The organism is Pseudomonadota bacterium (assembly GCA_034189865.1).
In the GTDB taxonomy this organism is placed as follows: Bacteria; Pseudomonadota; Gammaproteobacteria; order UBA5335; family UBA5335; genus JAXHTV01.
On sequence record JAXHTV010000004.1, the window covers coordinates 38604 to 55352 of the forward strand.

Sequence of the window (16749 nt, forward strand, 5' to 3'; positions counted from 1 at the left end):
ATAACCGGGAGTGACTTCATGCTCAGCGAAAACATGCTAAATTGCCTTAACCAGCAGATTAATCTCGAGTTTTATTCCTCGAATCTCTACTTACAGATGAGCGCATGGTGCGAGTACAAGGGACTGGAGGGATGTGCGACCTTCCTTCGAAACCACGCTGACGAAGAAATGGGCCACATGCGCCGGCTATTCATTTATGTCAATGAAACCGGCGGCTTAGCCAAGATCGGGCAAGTAGATGAACCACCCAGTGAATTCTCCTCAGTCGCTGAGGTTTTTCACAAGACCTTTGAACACGAAGTATTAATTACTAAGAAAATCAATGAATTGGCGAAAACCGCCCATGACGAAGGCGATTTTTCCACCTTCAATTTCCTGCAGTGGTATGTCGCTGAGCAGCACGAAGAAGAGCGGCTGTTCAAATCTGTGCTCGACAAGATCGAGATTATCGGCTTAGAAGGTAACGGCCTATTCTTTATCGATAAAGAAATCGGCAAATTCGCTCTCGGCGAAGCACCGCCACAGACCGAAACTCCGTCCGCATAGTCCCAATGCTGCCGCTCTGCCGCGGTTCGGGTGACTGGATCATCTATCGTCCGTCGCCCGCGCGGCTGTCAAATTGTGGCAAACCAAGCCCCCAATAGAATCATCGCTACCAGTGTGGCCACCGCAGTAAAGAACAGTAGAGCCGCGGTCCGCCGAACGACGGAACGATCTGCATTCTTTAGCAACGACAGTTTTTGAACGAACTCGAGCGGAAACGCGAATAAAACAAACAACGAGAATAACAGCAGCCAGGCCGAAACCATACCAACGGTGATCACGTGAATGGGAATCAGGCTGGCAACATAGACCCAGTCTGTCCGGCCATAACACTCCCCCCGCATATTACATGCCACATCGAGGTATTGATGCAACTGCAAGCCGAAGAAGCCGCCGAGTATCGCTGCCGCCAAGATGACGGAAAGCGCCAATGAATGATTGGCCGATTGACTCATTCCAATAGTTTCCGATCGTAAAAAATGACGTTGTCAAAGGCGCTGAACGCATCTGCGTGCGCCCACTACCCGCATCATAAAATAACACACTATTCGTTAAACCAATGCAGTGAAGGTACCGCCCTTCCTCCGTCGATCCGTCTGGACTGACCACAAACACGGCATTCCGAAATCCACCCTGACCGGAAGGCCTGAACCCATCCTTACCGCACTACAAACCACTCCAGTCCCCAAAGCCAAACCTACTAGAACCACTACGTAAGCTTGCGTTATTCGATTCAAAAGACACGCTCATGACCATACTGTCTTGTCCATAAAGTTCACGCAAAAAAAGCCGACAACTCAATTGACCGACCGTTCAGGATGGGGTTATGATCAGTGACAGGCGTATTAAAGATTCGCGCAGGAAAGCCGATATCGCCTAAGTGAAATAAGGAGTGTGTTTTGGGAGGAGCGCAATGAGTACAATATTAGAATCCCAAACGGGGACTGCCAAGCTGGGTTTTTTCGCCCGCATTGGCGCCGCATTGGGTTTAGTTCAAGATGAAAACGAGGCACCACGTGTGCCGTGGTTGTTCGCGATCGTAGGAACAACCCTGGTAGTCGCGATTTTTGGTGTCTACCGCTGGTATCAAGAAGCCTATTCGTTCACGGTCGGACTCGATTACTTTGAACCCGAGTTCCAGACCTACTGGATGAGCCTGTTCTGGATCCAAATGACCGTGATCACGCTGCTCGGCGCCGTAGGGGTTCCGTTACTGTGGTTCACGCGTCCGAAGAATCCGGAAGCTATGACACCGGCCCACGAGTTGAAAATCTATTATCTGATTCTCTCGTTCGCCGCAATCGGCAGCGTGTTGCTGGTTGCAGGCTTGGGGATTTTCGTCGAAGCCGACGCGGCGTGGCATCAAGTCACCATTCGTGACACTGACTTCACGCCAACCCATATTGGCCTGTTCTACTTTGTCATTCCGGCCGGTCTGGTAGCCGCCGTATTAGGCTTCGTCTGGGTCCATACCCGCCTACCCTACTTCGTTAATCGGGTGTCGATCCCGTTGTCGATACTGATTGCCGGCCCGATCCTGATTATGCCGAACTTGGGCTTTAACGAATGGGGTCACACGTTCTTCTACGCGGAAGAACTGTTCGCTGCACCGATCCACTGGGGCTTTGTGGTCCTCGGTTGGGCACTGTTCGCGATCGGTGGATTCGTCATGCAGATCCTATACAGGGTCCGCGAGTTGACTGCCATCGATCCCGATCAGGAGCAAATGGCCGCTTAATTTTAGCCAAGTCAGACCAGACTGGTTAGACAGGGCTTAGTCAAAAAGCCGCCGAACTTATGGGTTCGGCGGCTTTTTCATGCGGGGCGTGTATACGATTGAACTACGTTCTCTTAAAGCGTCTTCACTCAAGCGTGGTGAGGCTAACCCTTCAATACATAGGTCAAAATTTCAACGACTTGCTCAGGACTCCGGGCGGTTGCGTAAGCCGCCGCGTCCACCTCCTTGAGTGCATGATCGTGGACCTCGTCATGCAGCGTAATCAGAGGCTTGGTTAGGGCGGCGGCATAGCCGGCGTCGAACGCGGCATTCCACTGCTTGTACTCGACACCAAACCGCACGACGACGACATCCGCCTCATGTATGAGCGTCCGCGTTCGAATGGCGTTGATACCAGCGCCCTTCCTGTCTTCCCAGAACCGCTTTTCTTCATCCCCCAAGATACGGACGCCGCATAGATCGCTAGACTCGTGGTCCGTTACCGGGCTACAAAAAACGATACTGAGCCCGCGTTCGGCCGAACCGTGGATAATCTGCTCCCGCCAATCGGTGTGAATTTCACCGGATAGGTACACGTTCCATTTTCGATCCACAGCTAACCCTCATTCTTGGCCAAGTCGAAAGCAAAGACACAGGGTATCAATCCTCAATCGAAGATTCAGCGATGGTCACCGCCGGACCAAGAAATGGGGCAGCTCCTGCGTCAAAGAAACACAGGAGATTTCCGTCGCTCGGTTCAATCAAAATCTGCTCAACGATTCGGAATTGCGGCCATCGAACGGCACGCTTTGGTTTCTGCACTGACCAAACCGAAACGCCATCGCGGTCAATACCGCCAAAGCTGATTACGCGCCGCAAGGCAGAGTGCGGAAAACGATCTAGCGGACGAGAACGCAGCGCCTTGCAGAAACCCCGACATTTGACGCGAAAGGGACGGCGGCTGAGCCGTCACCCCTTTCCGAATTGGCGATTGGTCAACTCACCTCCGCCGCTTTCAAGTCCATGATATAAGAATTGAAACGTTCCCTAAGGTCTGGTTTCAGAATCTTCGACATGGCGTTTTTCGGCAGCTCGTCAACGTAGACGATGTGACGAGGGCACTTGTAGTCCGCAAGGTGCTCCCGACAGAAGGCGTTGATTTTCTCTGGTGTCAGGTGTCCTTCGCCGGGCTGAAATCCCGGCTTGGGGACCACTACCGCCAAAATATCCTCCCCCAGATCGGGGTGTGGCACGCCAATGGCTGCCGCTTCGAGCACTTCCGGTATTTCCAATAGCACCCGTTCGATCTCGATCGCGAAAATGTTGTATCCACCCCGCAAGATCATGTCTTTCTTGCGGTCGGTCAGGTAAACATAACCGTCGTCCCCGACATAGCCCACATCGCCCGTATGTAAGAAATCGCCTTTCCACAGCTCTCGCGTTTTATCGTCCCCTTTGTAGTAGCGTCGCCGAGCGACGTCGGAACGGAAGCAAATTTCCCCCACCTCTCCTTGCGGTACCGGGTTATTGTCTTCGTCCACAATCACCACTTCGCAGCCAATTGGGCGGCCGACGGAACCGGGATGATTCAATATGTCACGGGGGTTCGGCCCCAACATACAAGCGGCATTGGCTCCGCCTTCGGTCAGCCCGTAGCCATTGAGCATCATGGCCCTGGGCCACACCTCCATCATCTTTCGAACCGTATCCGGCTGAATCGGCGCCGCGCCGAAAAACACAAACTTCAGCGAACTGTAGTCATAGTCCTTCAACTTCGGGTGCTTCATCGCCAGGTTCAGCATGGTCGGCACCGCCATCACCGACGTCGCTTTGTAACGGTCGATGGACGCGAGCAATTGCTCGGGATCGAACTTGGGCAACACCAACTGCGTGATCCCTGCTCGAACGCTCATCAACATGAGCCCATGTGCACCGGTAAACCCAAACAACGGCACCGAGTGAAGCAAACTCTCCCCAAACAATGCGCCAAGCATTTTGCCGAGATTCTCCCGCCCCGGCTGGTCCGCCAAGTTCCCTTCGGGCACCAGCACGCCCTTGGGCATGCCCGTGGTGCCGGAGGTGTAGAGCAAATCAGCGGGGTCTTCCGTTGTGGGCGCCGGATCCAAAGCGGGGAAATCGGTGGAACCGGACGTCAATACATCCCCTAGAGCCGAAAATCCCGGCGCCGCCTCGGTGCCAGTAACGAAAAAGTGTTTGAGTTTGAAGGTGCCCGGACGGCCTTCAATATCAACCGACTCGCCTTTCGCCAACGGGATCAGATGCTCCAAGTGTTCCGGTCCCGCCACCATGGCCACGGCGTCGCTGTGCTCCAATACGTAATACTTTTCCGGCCGAGCCCAACGGACGTTAATGGGAACCGGCACCGCACCCAGCTTGTGGATCCCGAAGTACGCGGCGTTGAACAGCACCGCCTGGTCGTTACCCATCACCATGGCCACTTTGTCGCCCCGAGCAACCCCGGCCTGATGCAGAATCGCGGCGATACGGGACGACGCGAGATCTAATCCCTCAAAAGTTACTTCGCCGTCATTTGCGACAACTGCCAATTTATCCGGCTTTTCACTCACCGTATTGGCGAGCAAATCCACTACTGCCATTCTTGTCTCCTCCGTTTAGTCTCAATTTTTCAGCTATTTGTAATTAAAAGTCGAAATCGCCAGCACGCACCGGATCGTAGTTTTCCCGACCCGAGGCTCAAAGGTCTTTATATATGGTGAAGCACCGTGAAAGCCCACAAAACACTTACGGAAACCCTGCCAAAACCCGCATAACCAGAATGGACCAATCACCCTTCTCCCGCCACCAGAGGCTGATCGTCTCATTGACGGTTCCCAGCACCAAGCCCGTGTTCAGTCGTGCCGGTGTACATGACATCGAAGCGCTCGCGGCCATCGAAAAACACGACACGCGATGCCTGCCAGCGCGATTGCAGGCGTAGGTGTTTAAACTCCGATGGCACAGCGAGCGATCCACCACGGCCCTGAGGAAGCGGTGCTTGTCATTGCTGCGCTGTGCCTCATTCGTCTTCGCCGGGACCGCTCCACCGGCCGCCCGAGAAACCGCTGGAGTTACACGCATAGTGATAGTCAGGCCAACTCGACGCCATGCAGGTTTAACGCGACTTCTCTGCGCTGTTCTCATCCCAGGCGGCCATGGATGATGGCTGAAAAGACTATGAGAAACGGAACCAAAACTGCCTCGCGTGGTCTTTCTAGCTTACGCCGACAGTCGTTAAACGACTGTTCAATTATGCCCGATCAATTAACACCAAATCCATGCCGGAAAATTCTGGCCACAAGGAGAGACTGGCAAGCCAGCGCAGCCGGTTTAGATTTTTTGCTCGGCTGCCGAAACAACTATAGAGGGAACACGCGAAACGACTTGCGCACGCATCAGCAAATAACGATCGCCACTTGCCAATCGATAGCAAACTCCGGCACGATACAGGCCCAACTATCATGACTCGACAAGACCGAACCGAAATCTCGCGGATCAATCGCCGCCGCTTTCTCATGCTAACGGCTACGGCTATTGGCGGTGCCACACTGACTCCGGGCCAACTGCTCGCCAAAACGACCCGACCAGAGCGCCAAATCGCCATCCGAAACCTCCACACCGGAGAGCGTTTGCGCGAAACGTACTGGGCCGACGGCAAACACATCCACTCGGCGCTGGAGTCTATTAACCACGTATTGCGTGATTTTCGCACCGGTGATATTCATCCCATCGATGCGGGCCTGATCGATACGCTTTATTTATTGTCAGCCCGACTCGACGCCACGCCGGAATTCGAGATCATTTCCGGTTATAGGTCGCCCCATACCAATGAGATGCTTCGCCGCAGCGGCGGCGGCGTTGCCAAGAAAAGCTATCATATGCGCGGCATGGCCGTGGACGTGCGGATGCCGAAAATTCCGCTTCGCGATGTCCGCCAAGCGGCCCTCCAAATCGGGGCCGGCGGAGTCGGATATTACCCGAAATCAGGCTTTATTCACCTCGATACCGGCCCGGTACGAAGCTGGTAATACCGACGGTTTACGAGGGCTCTAACACCCTGACCAACCGCTCGTCGCGCCCGTAAAGATCCGGTCGGAAGTGCACATCCCCATCGGCATCGACCCAAGCGGTGCGGTAGTCCAGATAGATCGGTATAGGTTTTTTCATATTGACGCGGCGCTCTTTGTTTTCGCGCTGGGCTCGAGTTACCGCGTCCAAATCGCAGTCGCCTTCGCATTGCACCAGATAGCTTAGCAACGCCTGCGCATCGCTGAGCCGAACGCATCCCGAGCTGAAGTCCCGCACCGCGTAGTTAAACAGCCAGCGCTCCGGTGAATCGTGCAGATAGACATCATAGGCATTGGGAAACATAAACTTTACTTTGCCCAACGGATTGGTCGGCCCGGGCTCCTGTACTAGACGGTAGGGAAAATTGTTCTCATGTAGGGACAGCCAATCCACATCTTTCGGGTCCATACGGACGGTTTTTCCGCCCAGGGTCAGATAGACACCGATATTTCGGTCCGTCAGATAGTCGGGATCCACCCACACTCGCGGCAAAATATCCTCAATGGCGATTCTCCGAGGGATATGCCAGCGCGGATTCGTCACGATATAGGTAATCTCTGATCGGAAAACCGGTGTTCGGCGATAGTCTTTTCCCACCACCACCGGCATCGACAACACCTCGCGCCACTGCTCCATGACTTGGAGTTCGAACGCCGGCGTATTGACGAGGATGTAGCGTTCGCCCGGATCTCGGGGGGCCCAACGCCAACGCTCCAAATTCACCATCAACTGCGCCATGCGCTGCTGGGGCGTGTAGTTCATTTCCACGATTGTGCGCTTGCCCACCACACCATCGTCGACCAAGCCATGACGACGCTGGAACCGTTTGACAGCCTGCTCGAGATCATCATCGAAAACCGAAGGCTCACCGCGCGCCTCGGAAGAATCCAGGTCGCGAGTCTGAAACAACCGGCTGCGCACGGCGACCACCCGCTGATCGTCATCGCCGACCCGAAGGGACGGCCCCCGGGGAATAGGGTCCCACGGAATCCGCGCAGCGGTGGCCTCGCGAAACACGCGCAATGCGCGCCGCAAACGATCGTAGCCCGGATGAACAGGCAGTACTGCGTCCATCGCCTGATCTACCCCGTCAGGGTATCGCGAGGCAGTTTCCAACAAAGCGATATAGTCGACGGGGTCTCGATAGCTTTTCCAGTCCGGCTCGATCTCCGCTGGATTCAATCGACCATCAGCCAAGTGCGACAAATAAAGAAAAAACGCATCGGTCAGTAAAACGTCCAAGGCTTTGTCGCGCTCGAATCGATCCGCCGCATCTTCCCGGCGCAACGCGTCGATCGTCTGAAGGTGGTAATCCGAGGAGCGTAGCCCATGATCGGGTGCTTGGGTGAGTAACTCCAGGAATCTGGTGGCCGCGTCGCTGAGATTACCCTCCCGCAACCAAATCGTGCCGTGACGTCCAGCGTAAGCCCGGCCGACCTGCTCCGGACACTGCAACCCGCTGCCTCGGTCGGATTGACCATTGCAGGGTCGTGTCACGGCTGACGGCGGTGGTTGCATTTCCGAGGCCACGACACGCGCCACCGCGGAAGCACAAAGCACGAGAACGCCAAACTGAATTAGTAAAGAGGACCATTGCCGACGCACAAATCGACCTCGGGCCTCACAAGAGCCTTGCACCGAATCCACGCTTCCCCCGAATCCTGTTTCCGTGTCCGGCATTTCCGGATCAAGTGAATCCGACATCATTAAGGCTTGTTATACGATTGCCGCGACGAATCGGATAATTAGGAATATCTCTACTGCGGAGGTCTATTTTAGCGCGATAACCGAGAAGATTTCTGCAATTTTACGACAATTGGTAGCATAACGACGTAAAGCCGATAATGTTTCGCCCATCGCTACTAACGTCGGGTACCTGTGCCCGTCTCCATAACCGCCTCGATCAAACAATGACTCGACGAGCCCCCGCTTATGCCGAACCGGCCTGTTTTGTAATGCCGAACTGACGCATCCGATACGTCAGCGTAGACGGCTTCAAGCCGAGCATCGCGGCAGCGCCGTCTTCTCCAGATATCTTCCAGTTCGCATATCGCAGTGCTTTGATCATGTTTGCTTTTTCCATTTGACGCATATCCAAATCCGTGAGGAATTCGCGACCCTCATCATCCGGGAGAATCGTAGCGGTCTCCTGGCGGGTCGAGGTGCCTGAGATGGCCAGATCGAGCCGCAACCGGTCTCCCTGAGTCAGAATCACCGCACGTTCGATCACATTCTTTAGTTCACGGATGTTACCCGGCCAATCGTGCTGGCTAAGCAGTTTTTTCTGTGCCGTGGACAAACCTAGAGGATGACGCCCCAACTCCCGACAGTTGAGCGTGAGAAAGTGTTGGGCAAGCAACGGGATATCCGCGACCCGGTCCCTCAAAGGCGGAACGGCGATAGGAAAAACGCTCAAACGGTAATAAAGATCTTCACGGAAACGCCCGGCTTTCACTTCGGCAGCCAAATCCCGGTTGGTGGCTGCGACGATGCGCACATTCACCTTCACGGTGCGCTCGTCGCCCACCCGCTCGAACTCCCGCTCCTGGAGCGCCCGTAGCAGCTTGCCTTGCAAATCCAGCGGAATTTCGCCAACTTCGTCCAAAAAGAGCGTGCCGCCGTTGGCCAGTTGCAAGCGACCGATACGGTCACGAGTCGCCCCAGTGAATGCCCCTTTAACGTGACCAAAGAACTCACTTTCGAACAAATCCTTGGGGATCGATGCACAGTTCACCTTAATCAGCGGCCCACTCCCGCGTTCGCTCTTGTTATGGATCGCACGGGCGATCATTTCCTTTCCAACCCCAGACTCACCCAGAATCAACACGCTCGCTGGTGTGTCGGCCACCGCCTGAATCTGTGCCAGGGTTCGTTGCAAAGCCCCGCTTTCACCGATGATTTCGCCGAAGTGGGTCGTAATGTTGATTTCGTCCCGCAGGTAATCACGCTCCTGCTCGAGTTCTTCTTTGAGTTGCGTGATCTCTTCGTAGGCCTTTTCCCGCTGACGCTCGTGGGCCCTGCGCTCGCTGATATCGCGAAACACGATCACAGCACCTTGGATCTCCCCTTCCTGCATGATCGGTGTGCTGACATATTCCACCGGCACGCACGTGCCGTCATGACGCCAAAATACTTCGTCGTCCACCCGGTGTACTTCGCCGTCCTGAAGCGCTGCATAGATCGGGCATGCCTCCCGAGGGTAGGGACGACCATCCGCATGACTGTGGTGATGGATATCATGCACGCGCGTACCTAGGATATCTTTGGCATGCCAACCCAGTATCCGGGTCGACGCCGCATTGGCGAAAGTTGCCCGTCCCTCTTTGTCCAGCCCGTAGATACCTTCTCCGGCGGCCCCCAAAATCAGCTCATACTCGGTGCGCAGGCGCGAGAAAGCCTCTCTGACCGCCTCATTCGGACGGGGCAACACCACCACCATCAGAACCGGGCGATCTTCAAGCTGCTCCAACCACGCGGACAGACGACAATCCTGTGAAGGCCCCTCGCCTGGGAGATGGACGGGATACGCTTCAAGGGGCTCACCGCCCGCCTGCACGGCCATGAGCCGCTGTTTGAGCTCCGGCAGGTTATCTGCCCGTAACGAGTGCTCGAACGACAAGGGGCCGTCGGGATGATTCAGCTTGTTCAGCCACGGCCGGCTCATGGCGAGACAGTTCATGCTCTGGTCGAACTTGGCGACCATCAACGTGGATTCCAATTGCGTCCATTGCATTGTCAATCAGCCTGCGTAGTCCTCACAAATATTTGCCATTGTGCTCACAACATACTGCGACTCACAAGATATTGTGAGCCTGATTCGCTAGTAAGAATCTGATATTAAATATTTTCTAGGCTGGCATATTTCTCGCTTCTAAGCGGATGTCCGAACATTCGACGCCACCGATGGCGTCCCAGAAATCAGCGCAGTGAAACGAGCCCAATGAATAAGCGAATCAGGCCACCGTTCGACTATGAAGAGGTACTCGCCCTGCTACAGCGATTGGAGAATGCCTGGAATAGCCGACACCCGGAACATGCCATCAAGCTGATTAGTAACGATTGGAGGTTTTGGGATCGCGACGCCTGTCTTCAGGGTATCGCAGCCATCGCACGGTTACTGCGGCGGGAAGGGCGCCGCGCGCGCCACTACGGCGTTAAGGCAGAACTTTGGACGCATGCGTATTCCGAGCTTGCTGTTCGCTATCGAATCGAGCGGCAAGATGCGGTCAACGGTCCGTGGTATCGAACACGAGGCAACGCCCTGGTGCAGATCGACAACGACGGATTGATCCGCCAATGTGACTTGAAGCCATGAACCGCCGATCGAGGCCTCTGACCGGAGGCAAGCCCACTACACCCGATGATGCACGAATTGATTGACTCGACCGGTCAATGAAACTGCAACCCGACGAGGATAAGCCGGAAATGACAACTCGACACCCGCTACCGCCGTTTACCGCAGCCACTGCCGCCCAAAAGGTTCAAGCGGCCGAAGATGCCTGGAACACACGTAATCCCGAAGCCGTATCACTGGCCTACACCGAGGATTCCGAATGGCGAAACCGCGAGGAATTCATCCATGGGCGCAGCGAAATACAGGCCTTCCTCAGACGCAAATGGGAAAAGGAACGGGACTACCGGCTTCGCAAAACCCTGTGGAGCTATACCGACAACCGGATTGCCGTGACGTTTTTCTATGAATGGCGTGACAACAGTAACCAGTGGTTTCGCTCGTACGGAAACGAGTTGTGGGAGTTCGACGACAACGGTTTAATGCGCCGCCGGATCGCCAGCATTAATGATCTCGCGATTTCCGAGCACGAACGTCAGCTGACCTGACTGGCCGCGTAATGTGTCAACGAAACCACGACCAACCGGGCCGCCCAGATCCGTGGATTAACGCCCACCCCGCGTCGAATCCACGCCATCGGCGATTCAACGCGCAAGCCACGACCCGGGCGCTCTCGCCCCGTCACCAAGGAGCAAACGACCATGTCTGAGAGGAAACTTCATCGTCACCCGCTGTCCGGCCATTCCCATCGAGCGGAGCTGTTCTTATCCCTGCTGGGATTGGAGGCGGAGCTGATCGATGTGGACCTGCTGAAGGGGGAACACAAAAAATCGGCGTTTCTGGCCAAGAACTCCGCGGGCCAGATTCCGGTGCTGGAGGACAGCGACATCACCCTAGCGGACTCCAACGCGATTTTGGTGTACCTCGCCGGCCGTTACGACGCGGAACGCGAATGGTTACCCCAGGACGCACGCGAAGCGGCTGAAGTGCAGCGATTTTTGTCCATCGCTGCCGGCCCGGTCTATACCGGCCCCGCATCGGCCCGCCTGGTCACGGTGTTCGGGTCCGGTTTGGACCATGACAAAGCGATACAAATCGCGCATACGATCTTGTCGTTTATCAATCGGCATCTCGCCGACCGCAATTGGCTAGCGAGCGATCGCGCCACCATCGCCGATATCGCCAACTACACCTACATTGCGCACGCACCGGAAGGTAACGTGAGCCTGGAGGACTACGCCAACATCCGGGCTTGGCTGAAGCGCATCGAGGCGCTGCCCGGCTTCGTGCCCATGCAAGCCACCGCCGTGGGACTGGCAGCATAGCGATGCCCTTGACGAAAAGCTCATCGGCGGCCGCTGCTCAAGGCAGTTGCCGATGAATACCCCACATGCGGTGACCGCTCATGAGTGAAACGAACCCATCGCCGTTTCATCGCGGCGAACAAGCCATCCAGACACGATTGGGTGTGCGCGAACGAATGGAGCGCTTCGGTCGCCAAGTGATTCGCGGCTACCTGCCCGATCAACACCGAAACTTCTACCGCGCCCTGCCTTACGTTTTTGTCGGCCATGCGGACGCTGCAGGTTGGCCATGGGCCAGCGTACTGGCGGGTGAACCGGGGTTCATGTCCACGCCGGACCGCCAAACGCTGCGAATCGATGTCTCGCCGTTGCCGGAAGACCCTTTGGCCCAGGCCATTGAATCGGGTCAGCCGCTCGGCCTGCTGGGAATCGAGCTGCACACCCGCCGCAGAAACCGCTTATCGGGGCGCATCTGTCGCGTGACATCATCCGGCCTCGAGCTGCGGGTCGATCAAACCTTCGGAAACTGCCCCCAATACATTCAAGGGCGCGATTGGGCTTTTCGCGATCGGTCCCGCATGCCGCCATCGACGAGAATTTCGTTCAACCGGCTGGACGAGGCCGCCCTAAACCTCATTCGGGAAAGCGACACCTTTTTCGTGGCCAGTTATGTACCACACCGCGAAGGAGGGCCGGAACAGAATGTCGATGTATCCCACCGCGGGGGACGGCCGGGATTCGTTCGCACGGACCATCCAACCCGGCTCACCATCCCGGACTACCTGGGCAATTTTCACTTCAACACACTGGGAAACTTCGTCGAAAACCCCAAGGCCGGGCTGCTATTTATAGATTTCGATGCCGGTCACCTGCTCATGCTCACGGGCCGCGCGGAGGTCCTTTGGAACTCCCCCGAGACTACATACTTCGACGGCGCGGAGCGTTTGTGGACCTTCGAGTTGGACCACGGCATCTGGCTAAAAAACGCACTGCCCATTCATTGGCAACCACCGGACTACTCCCCCAACACGCTGCTTACCGGCACCTGGGACAGCGCGGACAAAAAGCGCCAAGCACTGGAAAGGCAACAACGGTGGGTGCCGCACCAAGTGGTTCGCGTGGTCGAGGAAAGCGATGAGATTTACTCGTTCTATCTGCAACCGGAAGATGGGGTGATAAGCGACTTCAAGCCGGGGCAGTTCCTCACATTGCGGGCGAAGGCGGCGGATCACCTGCAGGTGCGCACCTACACCGTCTCTAGTGCGCGACACGACATGTACTACCGCATTAGCGTGAAACGGGATGGTGTCTTTTCCCGATACCTGCATGAGCAGGTCTCACCAGGCGACTGGATAGAAGTCAAAGCGCCCGCGGGGCAGTTCACCTTGGATACGAAGGACACTCGCCCGGCCGTTCTGATCGCCGCCGGCGTGGGCATTACGCCCATGGTATCCATGCTGCGCCACGCAGCGAACGAGGCGATAAGAACCCGCCATTTGCGCCCGATCACCTTGATCGCCACCGCGCGAAGCAATCGGGAACGGGCCTTTTATCACGAACTCACCGAAATCGCGGAGGCCTGGAGCGAACAAATCCGCATCTACTGGTGTCTCACACAACCGGGGAGCGAATCCCGACTTGGCCGGGATTACCACTTCCGCGGTCGGCTAAGCGCCCGTCAGCTGGCGGATTGGCTACCCCGCGACGAGGCAGAGTTTTTCCTCTGCGGCCCCGGTAATTTTATGCAGTCGACCTACGACAGCTTGCGCCGGCTTGGCCTACCCGATGAGCACATCTTCGCGGAGTCGTTCGGGCCGTCGGCACTCCGACGGGACGCCGCGAAAACGGTGGAAATGACGGTAGCCGCTGAGGAAGCCATCGTGAGTGTGGTTGATGCGAGCGGCCGGTTGGTGCTGGAGCACCCCTGGCTAGCGGCGGACGGCAGCCTGCTCAATTTCCTGGAAAACCATGGTCTGGCGCCACCCTATGGGTGCCGTATTGGCCAATGTGGAAGCTGCCGGGTCAATGTAGTGGAAGGGCGCGCGGCCCACCCGCAGGGCGCCGCGATTTCGCCGACCGCGAGAGGGGCTCTGCTATGTTGCGCCAAACCAGCCGCGCATGCGGAAGCGGCAATCCCGCGATTGCGTCTGGCGCTGCCCGCCTAGAGCATCATCAAAAAGAGGTAACCAACCGATGTTGAATATGGATTTCAGCCAACGCGTAGTGGTCGAGACTGCTCGGCAACCGTGGGTCCAGAGCCCCCGGCCCGGCGTGTGGCGAAAACCGCTGGCACGGGAAGAAGCCGAACACGGCCACGCCACCAGTATCGTGCGCTACGATCCTGGCGCCCGTTTCAGTGCCCACGACCATCCGGCGGGAGAAGAAATCCTGGTGTTGGAGGGAACGTTTTCCGACGAAACCGGTGATTATCCGGCCGGCACCTACTTTCGCAACCCTCAAGGCTTTCGCCACGCGCCTTTCAGCGAACCGGGCTGCGTGATCTTGGTGAAACTGCATCAGTTCCAACCGGACGATCACGCCCATGTGTGCATTGACACCCAAGCCGCCGAGTGGCTGCCAGGACAAGGCAATTTACAGGTTCTGCCACTGCACGATTTCAACGGCGAATCGGTAGCGCTGGTGAAATGGCCGGCCGGTGAACGATTCAAAGCTCATGTCCACGCCGGGGGAGAAGAAATTTATGTGATCAGCGGCGAGTTTATCGATGAACACGGACGCTATCCGAAAGGCACGTGGATACGCAGCCCGCATATGAGTCGCCACCACCCCTATGTGGAGCAAGACACGCTGATTTGGGTAAAGGTCGGCCATCTGTGATACCACAACGCCGTTGGGCCGGGATGAATCATCCCGGCCCAACTGACGACATATCTTTGGATGAGCACTCGAACACTAACCCAGCAGGGGCAGCAACAGCATCACCAGCCCCACCACGGAGGCCCCCCAGGCCAAAGTGCGCAGCCACGGAATTCCGAGCAGATACATCGGGATGTAAACAACCCGCGCAATCAGATACAGCCAGGCACCCATGGCTGTCATCTCGTTACCGACCCCGGTGAGCTGCACCACGATCAGCAACCCCAACGCCAGCGGTAGAGTTTCAAGCATATTATTTTTGGTACGAATGGCGCGCCCGACCATGGCACTGCTGGGCGGCGGCAGATCATCCCTCGGACCCAACGATGGCCCCATGCCGTAATGCAAGGTCTTGACCGTCGACTCCAACATTATGTGGACGAAAGCCAGAATGATTGTGTAAACAAAAACCGTGATTTCCGGGCTCATGTGACTCCTCCATAAATCCCATCATGCCGGGCAACCGGCTTGTAGTTGATTCGCCGCCGCACACTCAAACCCCCGTGCGCCGATCGGCGTGCCTACTCTACCGCCCCCCTCTCCCGGAGGCCAATCGGAAACTGAATCCCACCGCAAACCGGGAACAACGGCAAAAGCACGTTGCCCGGTATCAACCATGGCTGGCCGTCCTCGGCGAAGCGGGTGTTTCAATTGCGGTGGGCGTTTCAATCGGCACGTCCGGGTAAACCATCGCCCAGGTCATGCCCAAAGGACTCGGCCCGAACGCCCCGCAGTCGACCGGCACTCTACGCTCGGCCGCAGCGCGGTGACTGGCGAATCCCGCTTGATCTCGATTCTGAGGGTACTTTACGGCGCGCGCGCCAGAACTGTTAGAACCCCCGGATCGGGACACGCAGGTGCGGTATCCACACGCGGCGGACTCCGCGTTCCCGAACCCCTGCGCCGTAAACGGCGTCGAAAGGTCTTCGGTAGGTGGTGTAGGTGGCGAAGCCGTGAACCCGCAAAAAGGCCTCATCCAACGCGCCCAGCGGCATAAGTTGGCGTTCCAAAGGAATGGTGGTATCGGAAAACAAGGCCAATACCGCATTCCGACCGGGTTTGTTGCCAATGCTTAGTATGCCGACGGCGCGAGGTATGGGGTCGAGCAGATTAGCGTAATGAACATAGCGTGGGCCGTCAGGAAACCTGGACTCGAATGATCCGTGGGTTTCCGCTTTGATCAGTTGCATCAGCCGATTGGCGGTTTGCGGATTTCGATGTCGGATCAGGAGTTGCCGCCGCACTTCAGTCAGCGCTGCCGACAATATCACCGGGCCAGCGCTGGCCGCCCGCAAGTGAATTTCCTCTTCTCGTTCCAAGTGCTCCATGATCAAGCGCGTAGTTGTTGCCACCGCGGGGTTGGGGCCGGCATTCGATCCAATGGCGTTCAGCGCCGATGAACGATCACCCGCAGCCCAGAATACGCCCACCACATGAGTTTCGGTTCGTTCTACCAACTGCCGGTATTTGAGTGACTCGCCAAACGGGCTGGCACTCGCACCGTTGATGTAAAACATTCGTCGCGGTTCGCGAGAAGAATCCGACCGTGAGAAAGGCGGCACCTGCCGTGCCGGGAAACTCAGCGGATCGTAGAAACAGCCATTTCCGCCGAGCAGAAGCCCATCGTACCGCACTGTTTCCAAACCACCAGGAGCGGCCCGACTGTCCCGGCAGCTGAGGATGTTGGCGGCTGATAGGGCGGGAGTGAATAGTAGCAGTAGCAGGCAGACGATCACCCATTGGTGACCGGCCAGGCCGATCATCACCACGTCGTATCTCCTTCGCACGGTGCTTGTTATTGCCGTTTTATTTTTCCGTGGGGTCAGGACTGGGCCGTCAGGTTGATGTTGCCCCGATCAAGCACCCAAGACTCTTTGATCCTGCCACGATTAGTATTGTGCCAATGCGGACATCGGCCAGGTCGGCGTGAG

Annotated in this window: 15 protein-coding genes; 8 read left to right on the forward strand and 7 right to left on the reverse strand. The window is 56.6% G+C overall.

The annotated features are described in order from the left end of the window. Window positions 1–18: 18 nt before the first annotated feature. Window positions 19–546 carry a non-heme ferritin gene (gene ftnA / locus SVU69_03060; GenBank protein ID MDY6941978.1) on the forward strand — a complete coding sequence of 176 codons (528 nt, stop codon included), beginning with the start codon at window positions 19–21 and terminating at the stop codon, window positions 544–546. A 68-nt stretch (window positions 547–614) separates the two neighbouring features. Here ftnA and SVU69_03065 read toward each other — a convergent pair whose 3' ends face one another. Beyond that, on the reverse strand, window positions 615–998 hold the full coding sequence (locus tag SVU69_03065) for a hypothetical protein (protein MDY6941979.1): 384 nt from the start codon (window positions 996–998) through the stop codon (window positions 615–617). Between the two features lie 458 nt (window positions 999–1456). Between SVU69_03065 and SVU69_03070 the strand changes: the two genes are divergently transcribed. Then, window positions 1457–2281, forward strand: coding sequence for a methane monooxygenase/ammonia monooxygenase subunit C (locus SVU69_03070; protein ID MDY6941980.1), 825 nt, complete (start codon window positions 1457–1459; stop codon window positions 2279–2281). A gap of 143 nt (window positions 2282–2424) precedes the next feature. Here the strand turns inward: SVU69_03070 and SVU69_03075 are convergent, their stop codons facing one another. Together SVU69_03075 and SVU69_03080 are read right to left on the reverse strand one after the other, a co-directional pair. Beyond that, the gene (locus SVU69_03075; GenBank protein ID MDY6941981.1) at window positions 2425–2874 is read right to left on the reverse strand and encodes a YtoQ family protein; all 450 of its coding nucleotides are present in this window, start codon (window positions 2872–2874) and stop codon (window positions 2425–2427) included. A 381-nt stretch (window positions 2875–3255) separates the two neighbouring features. Then, window positions 3256–4878, reverse strand: coding sequence for a class I adenylate-forming enzyme family protein (locus SVU69_03080; GenBank protein MDY6941982.1), 1623 nt, complete (start codon window positions 4876–4878; stop codon window positions 3256–3258). An 861-nt stretch (window positions 4879–5739) separates the two neighbouring features. On the opposite strand from SVU69_03080, the gene SVU69_03085 reads away from it, so the two are divergent. Further along, the gene (locus tag SVU69_03085) at window positions 5740–6306 is read left to right on the forward strand and encodes a DUF882 domain-containing protein (protein MDY6941983.1); all 567 of its coding nucleotides are present in this window, start codon (window positions 5740–5742) and stop codon (window positions 6304–6306) included. A 10-nt stretch (window positions 6307–6316) separates the two neighbouring features. Here the strand turns inward: SVU69_03085 and SVU69_03090 are convergent, their stop codons facing one another. Both SVU69_03090 and SVU69_03095 read right to left on the reverse strand, forming a co-directional pair. Beyond that, the gene (locus tag SVU69_03090) at window positions 6317–7906 is read right to left on the reverse strand and encodes a L,D-transpeptidase family protein (GenBank protein ID MDY6941984.1); all 1590 of its coding nucleotides are present in this window, start codon (window positions 7904–7906) and stop codon (window positions 6317–6319) included. A 370-nt stretch (window positions 7907–8276) separates the two neighbouring features. After that, entirely contained in the window at window positions 8277–10079 is a 1803-nt protein-coding gene (locus SVU69_03095; GenBank protein MDY6941985.1) for a sigma 54-interacting transcriptional regulator, read from the reverse strand. A 207-nt stretch (window positions 10080–10286) separates the two neighbouring features. On the opposite strand from SVU69_03095, the gene SVU69_03100 reads away from it, so the two are divergent. The 5 genes from SVU69_03100 (at window position 10287) to SVU69_03120 (ending at window position 14779) form a co-directional block, all read left to right on the forward strand. Further along, window positions 10287–10661 carry a DUF1348 family protein gene (locus SVU69_03100; GenBank protein MDY6941986.1) on the forward strand — a complete coding sequence of 125 codons (375 nt, stop codon included), beginning with the start codon at window positions 10287–10289 and terminating at the stop codon, window positions 10659–10661. Window positions 10662–10771: 110 nt separating this feature from the next. Beyond that, window positions 10772–11185, forward strand: coding sequence for a nuclear transport factor 2 family protein (locus tag SVU69_03105; GenBank protein MDY6941987.1), 414 nt, complete (start codon window positions 10772–10774; stop codon window positions 11183–11185). A gap of 153 nt (window positions 11186–11338) precedes the next feature. Then, window positions 11339–11962, forward strand: a complete 624-nt coding sequence (locus SVU69_03110) for a glutathione S-transferase (GenBank protein MDY6941988.1) — start codon at window positions 11339–11341, stop codon at window positions 11960–11962. A gap of 80 nt (window positions 11963–12042) precedes the next feature. Then, complete coding sequence (locus tag SVU69_03115; GenBank protein ID MDY6941989.1) at window positions 12043–14106, forward strand: pyridoxamine 5'-phosphate oxidase family protein; 2064 nt, start codon at window positions 12043–12045, stop codon at window positions 14104–14106. Between the two features lie 28 nt (window positions 14107–14134). Next, entirely contained in the window at window positions 14135–14779 is a 645-nt protein-coding gene (locus SVU69_03120) for a cupin domain-containing protein (protein ID MDY6941990.1), read from the forward strand. Between the two features lie 75 nt (window positions 14780–14854). Here the strand turns inward: SVU69_03120 and SVU69_03125 are convergent, their stop codons facing one another. Continuing rightward, complete coding sequence (locus SVU69_03125; GenBank protein ID MDY6941991.1) at window positions 14855–15247, reverse strand: MAPEG family protein; 393 nt, start codon at window positions 15245–15247, stop codon at window positions 14855–14857. Between the two features lie 401 nt (window positions 15248–15648). Further along, window positions 15649–16587 carry a hypothetical protein gene (locus SVU69_03130; protein ID MDY6941992.1) on the reverse strand — a complete coding sequence of 313 codons (939 nt, stop codon included), beginning with the start codon at window positions 16585–16587 and terminating at the stop codon, window positions 15649–15651. Window positions 16588–16749: the final 162 nt, after the last annotated feature.

Coding starts and splice junctions, on each gene's coding strand:
- ftnA (MDY6941978.1), top strand. CDS start 19: ATGCTCAGCGAAAACATGCTAAATTGCCTTAACCAGCAGATTAATCTC.
- SVU69_03065 (MDY6941979.1), bottom strand. CDS start 998: ATGAGTCAATCGGCCAATCATTCATTGGCGCTTTCCGTCATCTTGGCG.
- SVU69_03070 (MDY6941980.1), top strand. CDS start 1,457: ATGAGTACAATATTAGAATCCCAAACGGGGACTGCCAAGCTGGGTTTT.
- SVU69_03080 (MDY6941982.1), bottom strand. CDS start 4,878: ATGGCAGTAGTGGATTTGCTCGCCAATACGGTGAGTGAAAAGCCGGAT.
- SVU69_03085 (MDY6941983.1), top strand. CDS start 5,740: ATGACTCGACAAGACCGAACCGAAATCTCGCGGATCAATCGCCGCCGC.
- SVU69_03095 (MDY6941985.1), bottom strand. CDS start 10,079: ATGCAATGGACGCAATTGGAATCCACGTTGATGGTCGCCAAGTTCGAC.
- SVU69_03100 (MDY6941986.1), top strand. CDS start 10,287: ATGAATAAGCGAATCAGGCCACCGTTCGACTATGAAGAGGTACTCGCC.
- SVU69_03105 (MDY6941987.1), top strand. CDS start 10,772: ATGACAACTCGACACCCGCTACCGCCGTTTACCGCAGCCACTGCCGCC.
- SVU69_03110 (MDY6941988.1), top strand. CDS start 11,339: ATGTCTGAGAGGAAACTTCATCGTCACCCGCTGTCCGGCCATTCCCAT.
- SVU69_03115 (MDY6941989.1), top strand. CDS start 12,043: ATGAGTGAAACGAACCCATCGCCGTTTCATCGCGGCGAACAAGCCATC.
- SVU69_03120 (MDY6941990.1), top strand. CDS start 14,135: ATGTTGAATATGGATTTCAGCCAACGCGTAGTGGTCGAGACTGCTCGG.
- SVU69_03125 (MDY6941991.1), bottom strand. CDS start 15,247: ATGAGCCCGGAAATCACGGTTTTTGTTTACACAATCATTCTGGCTTTC.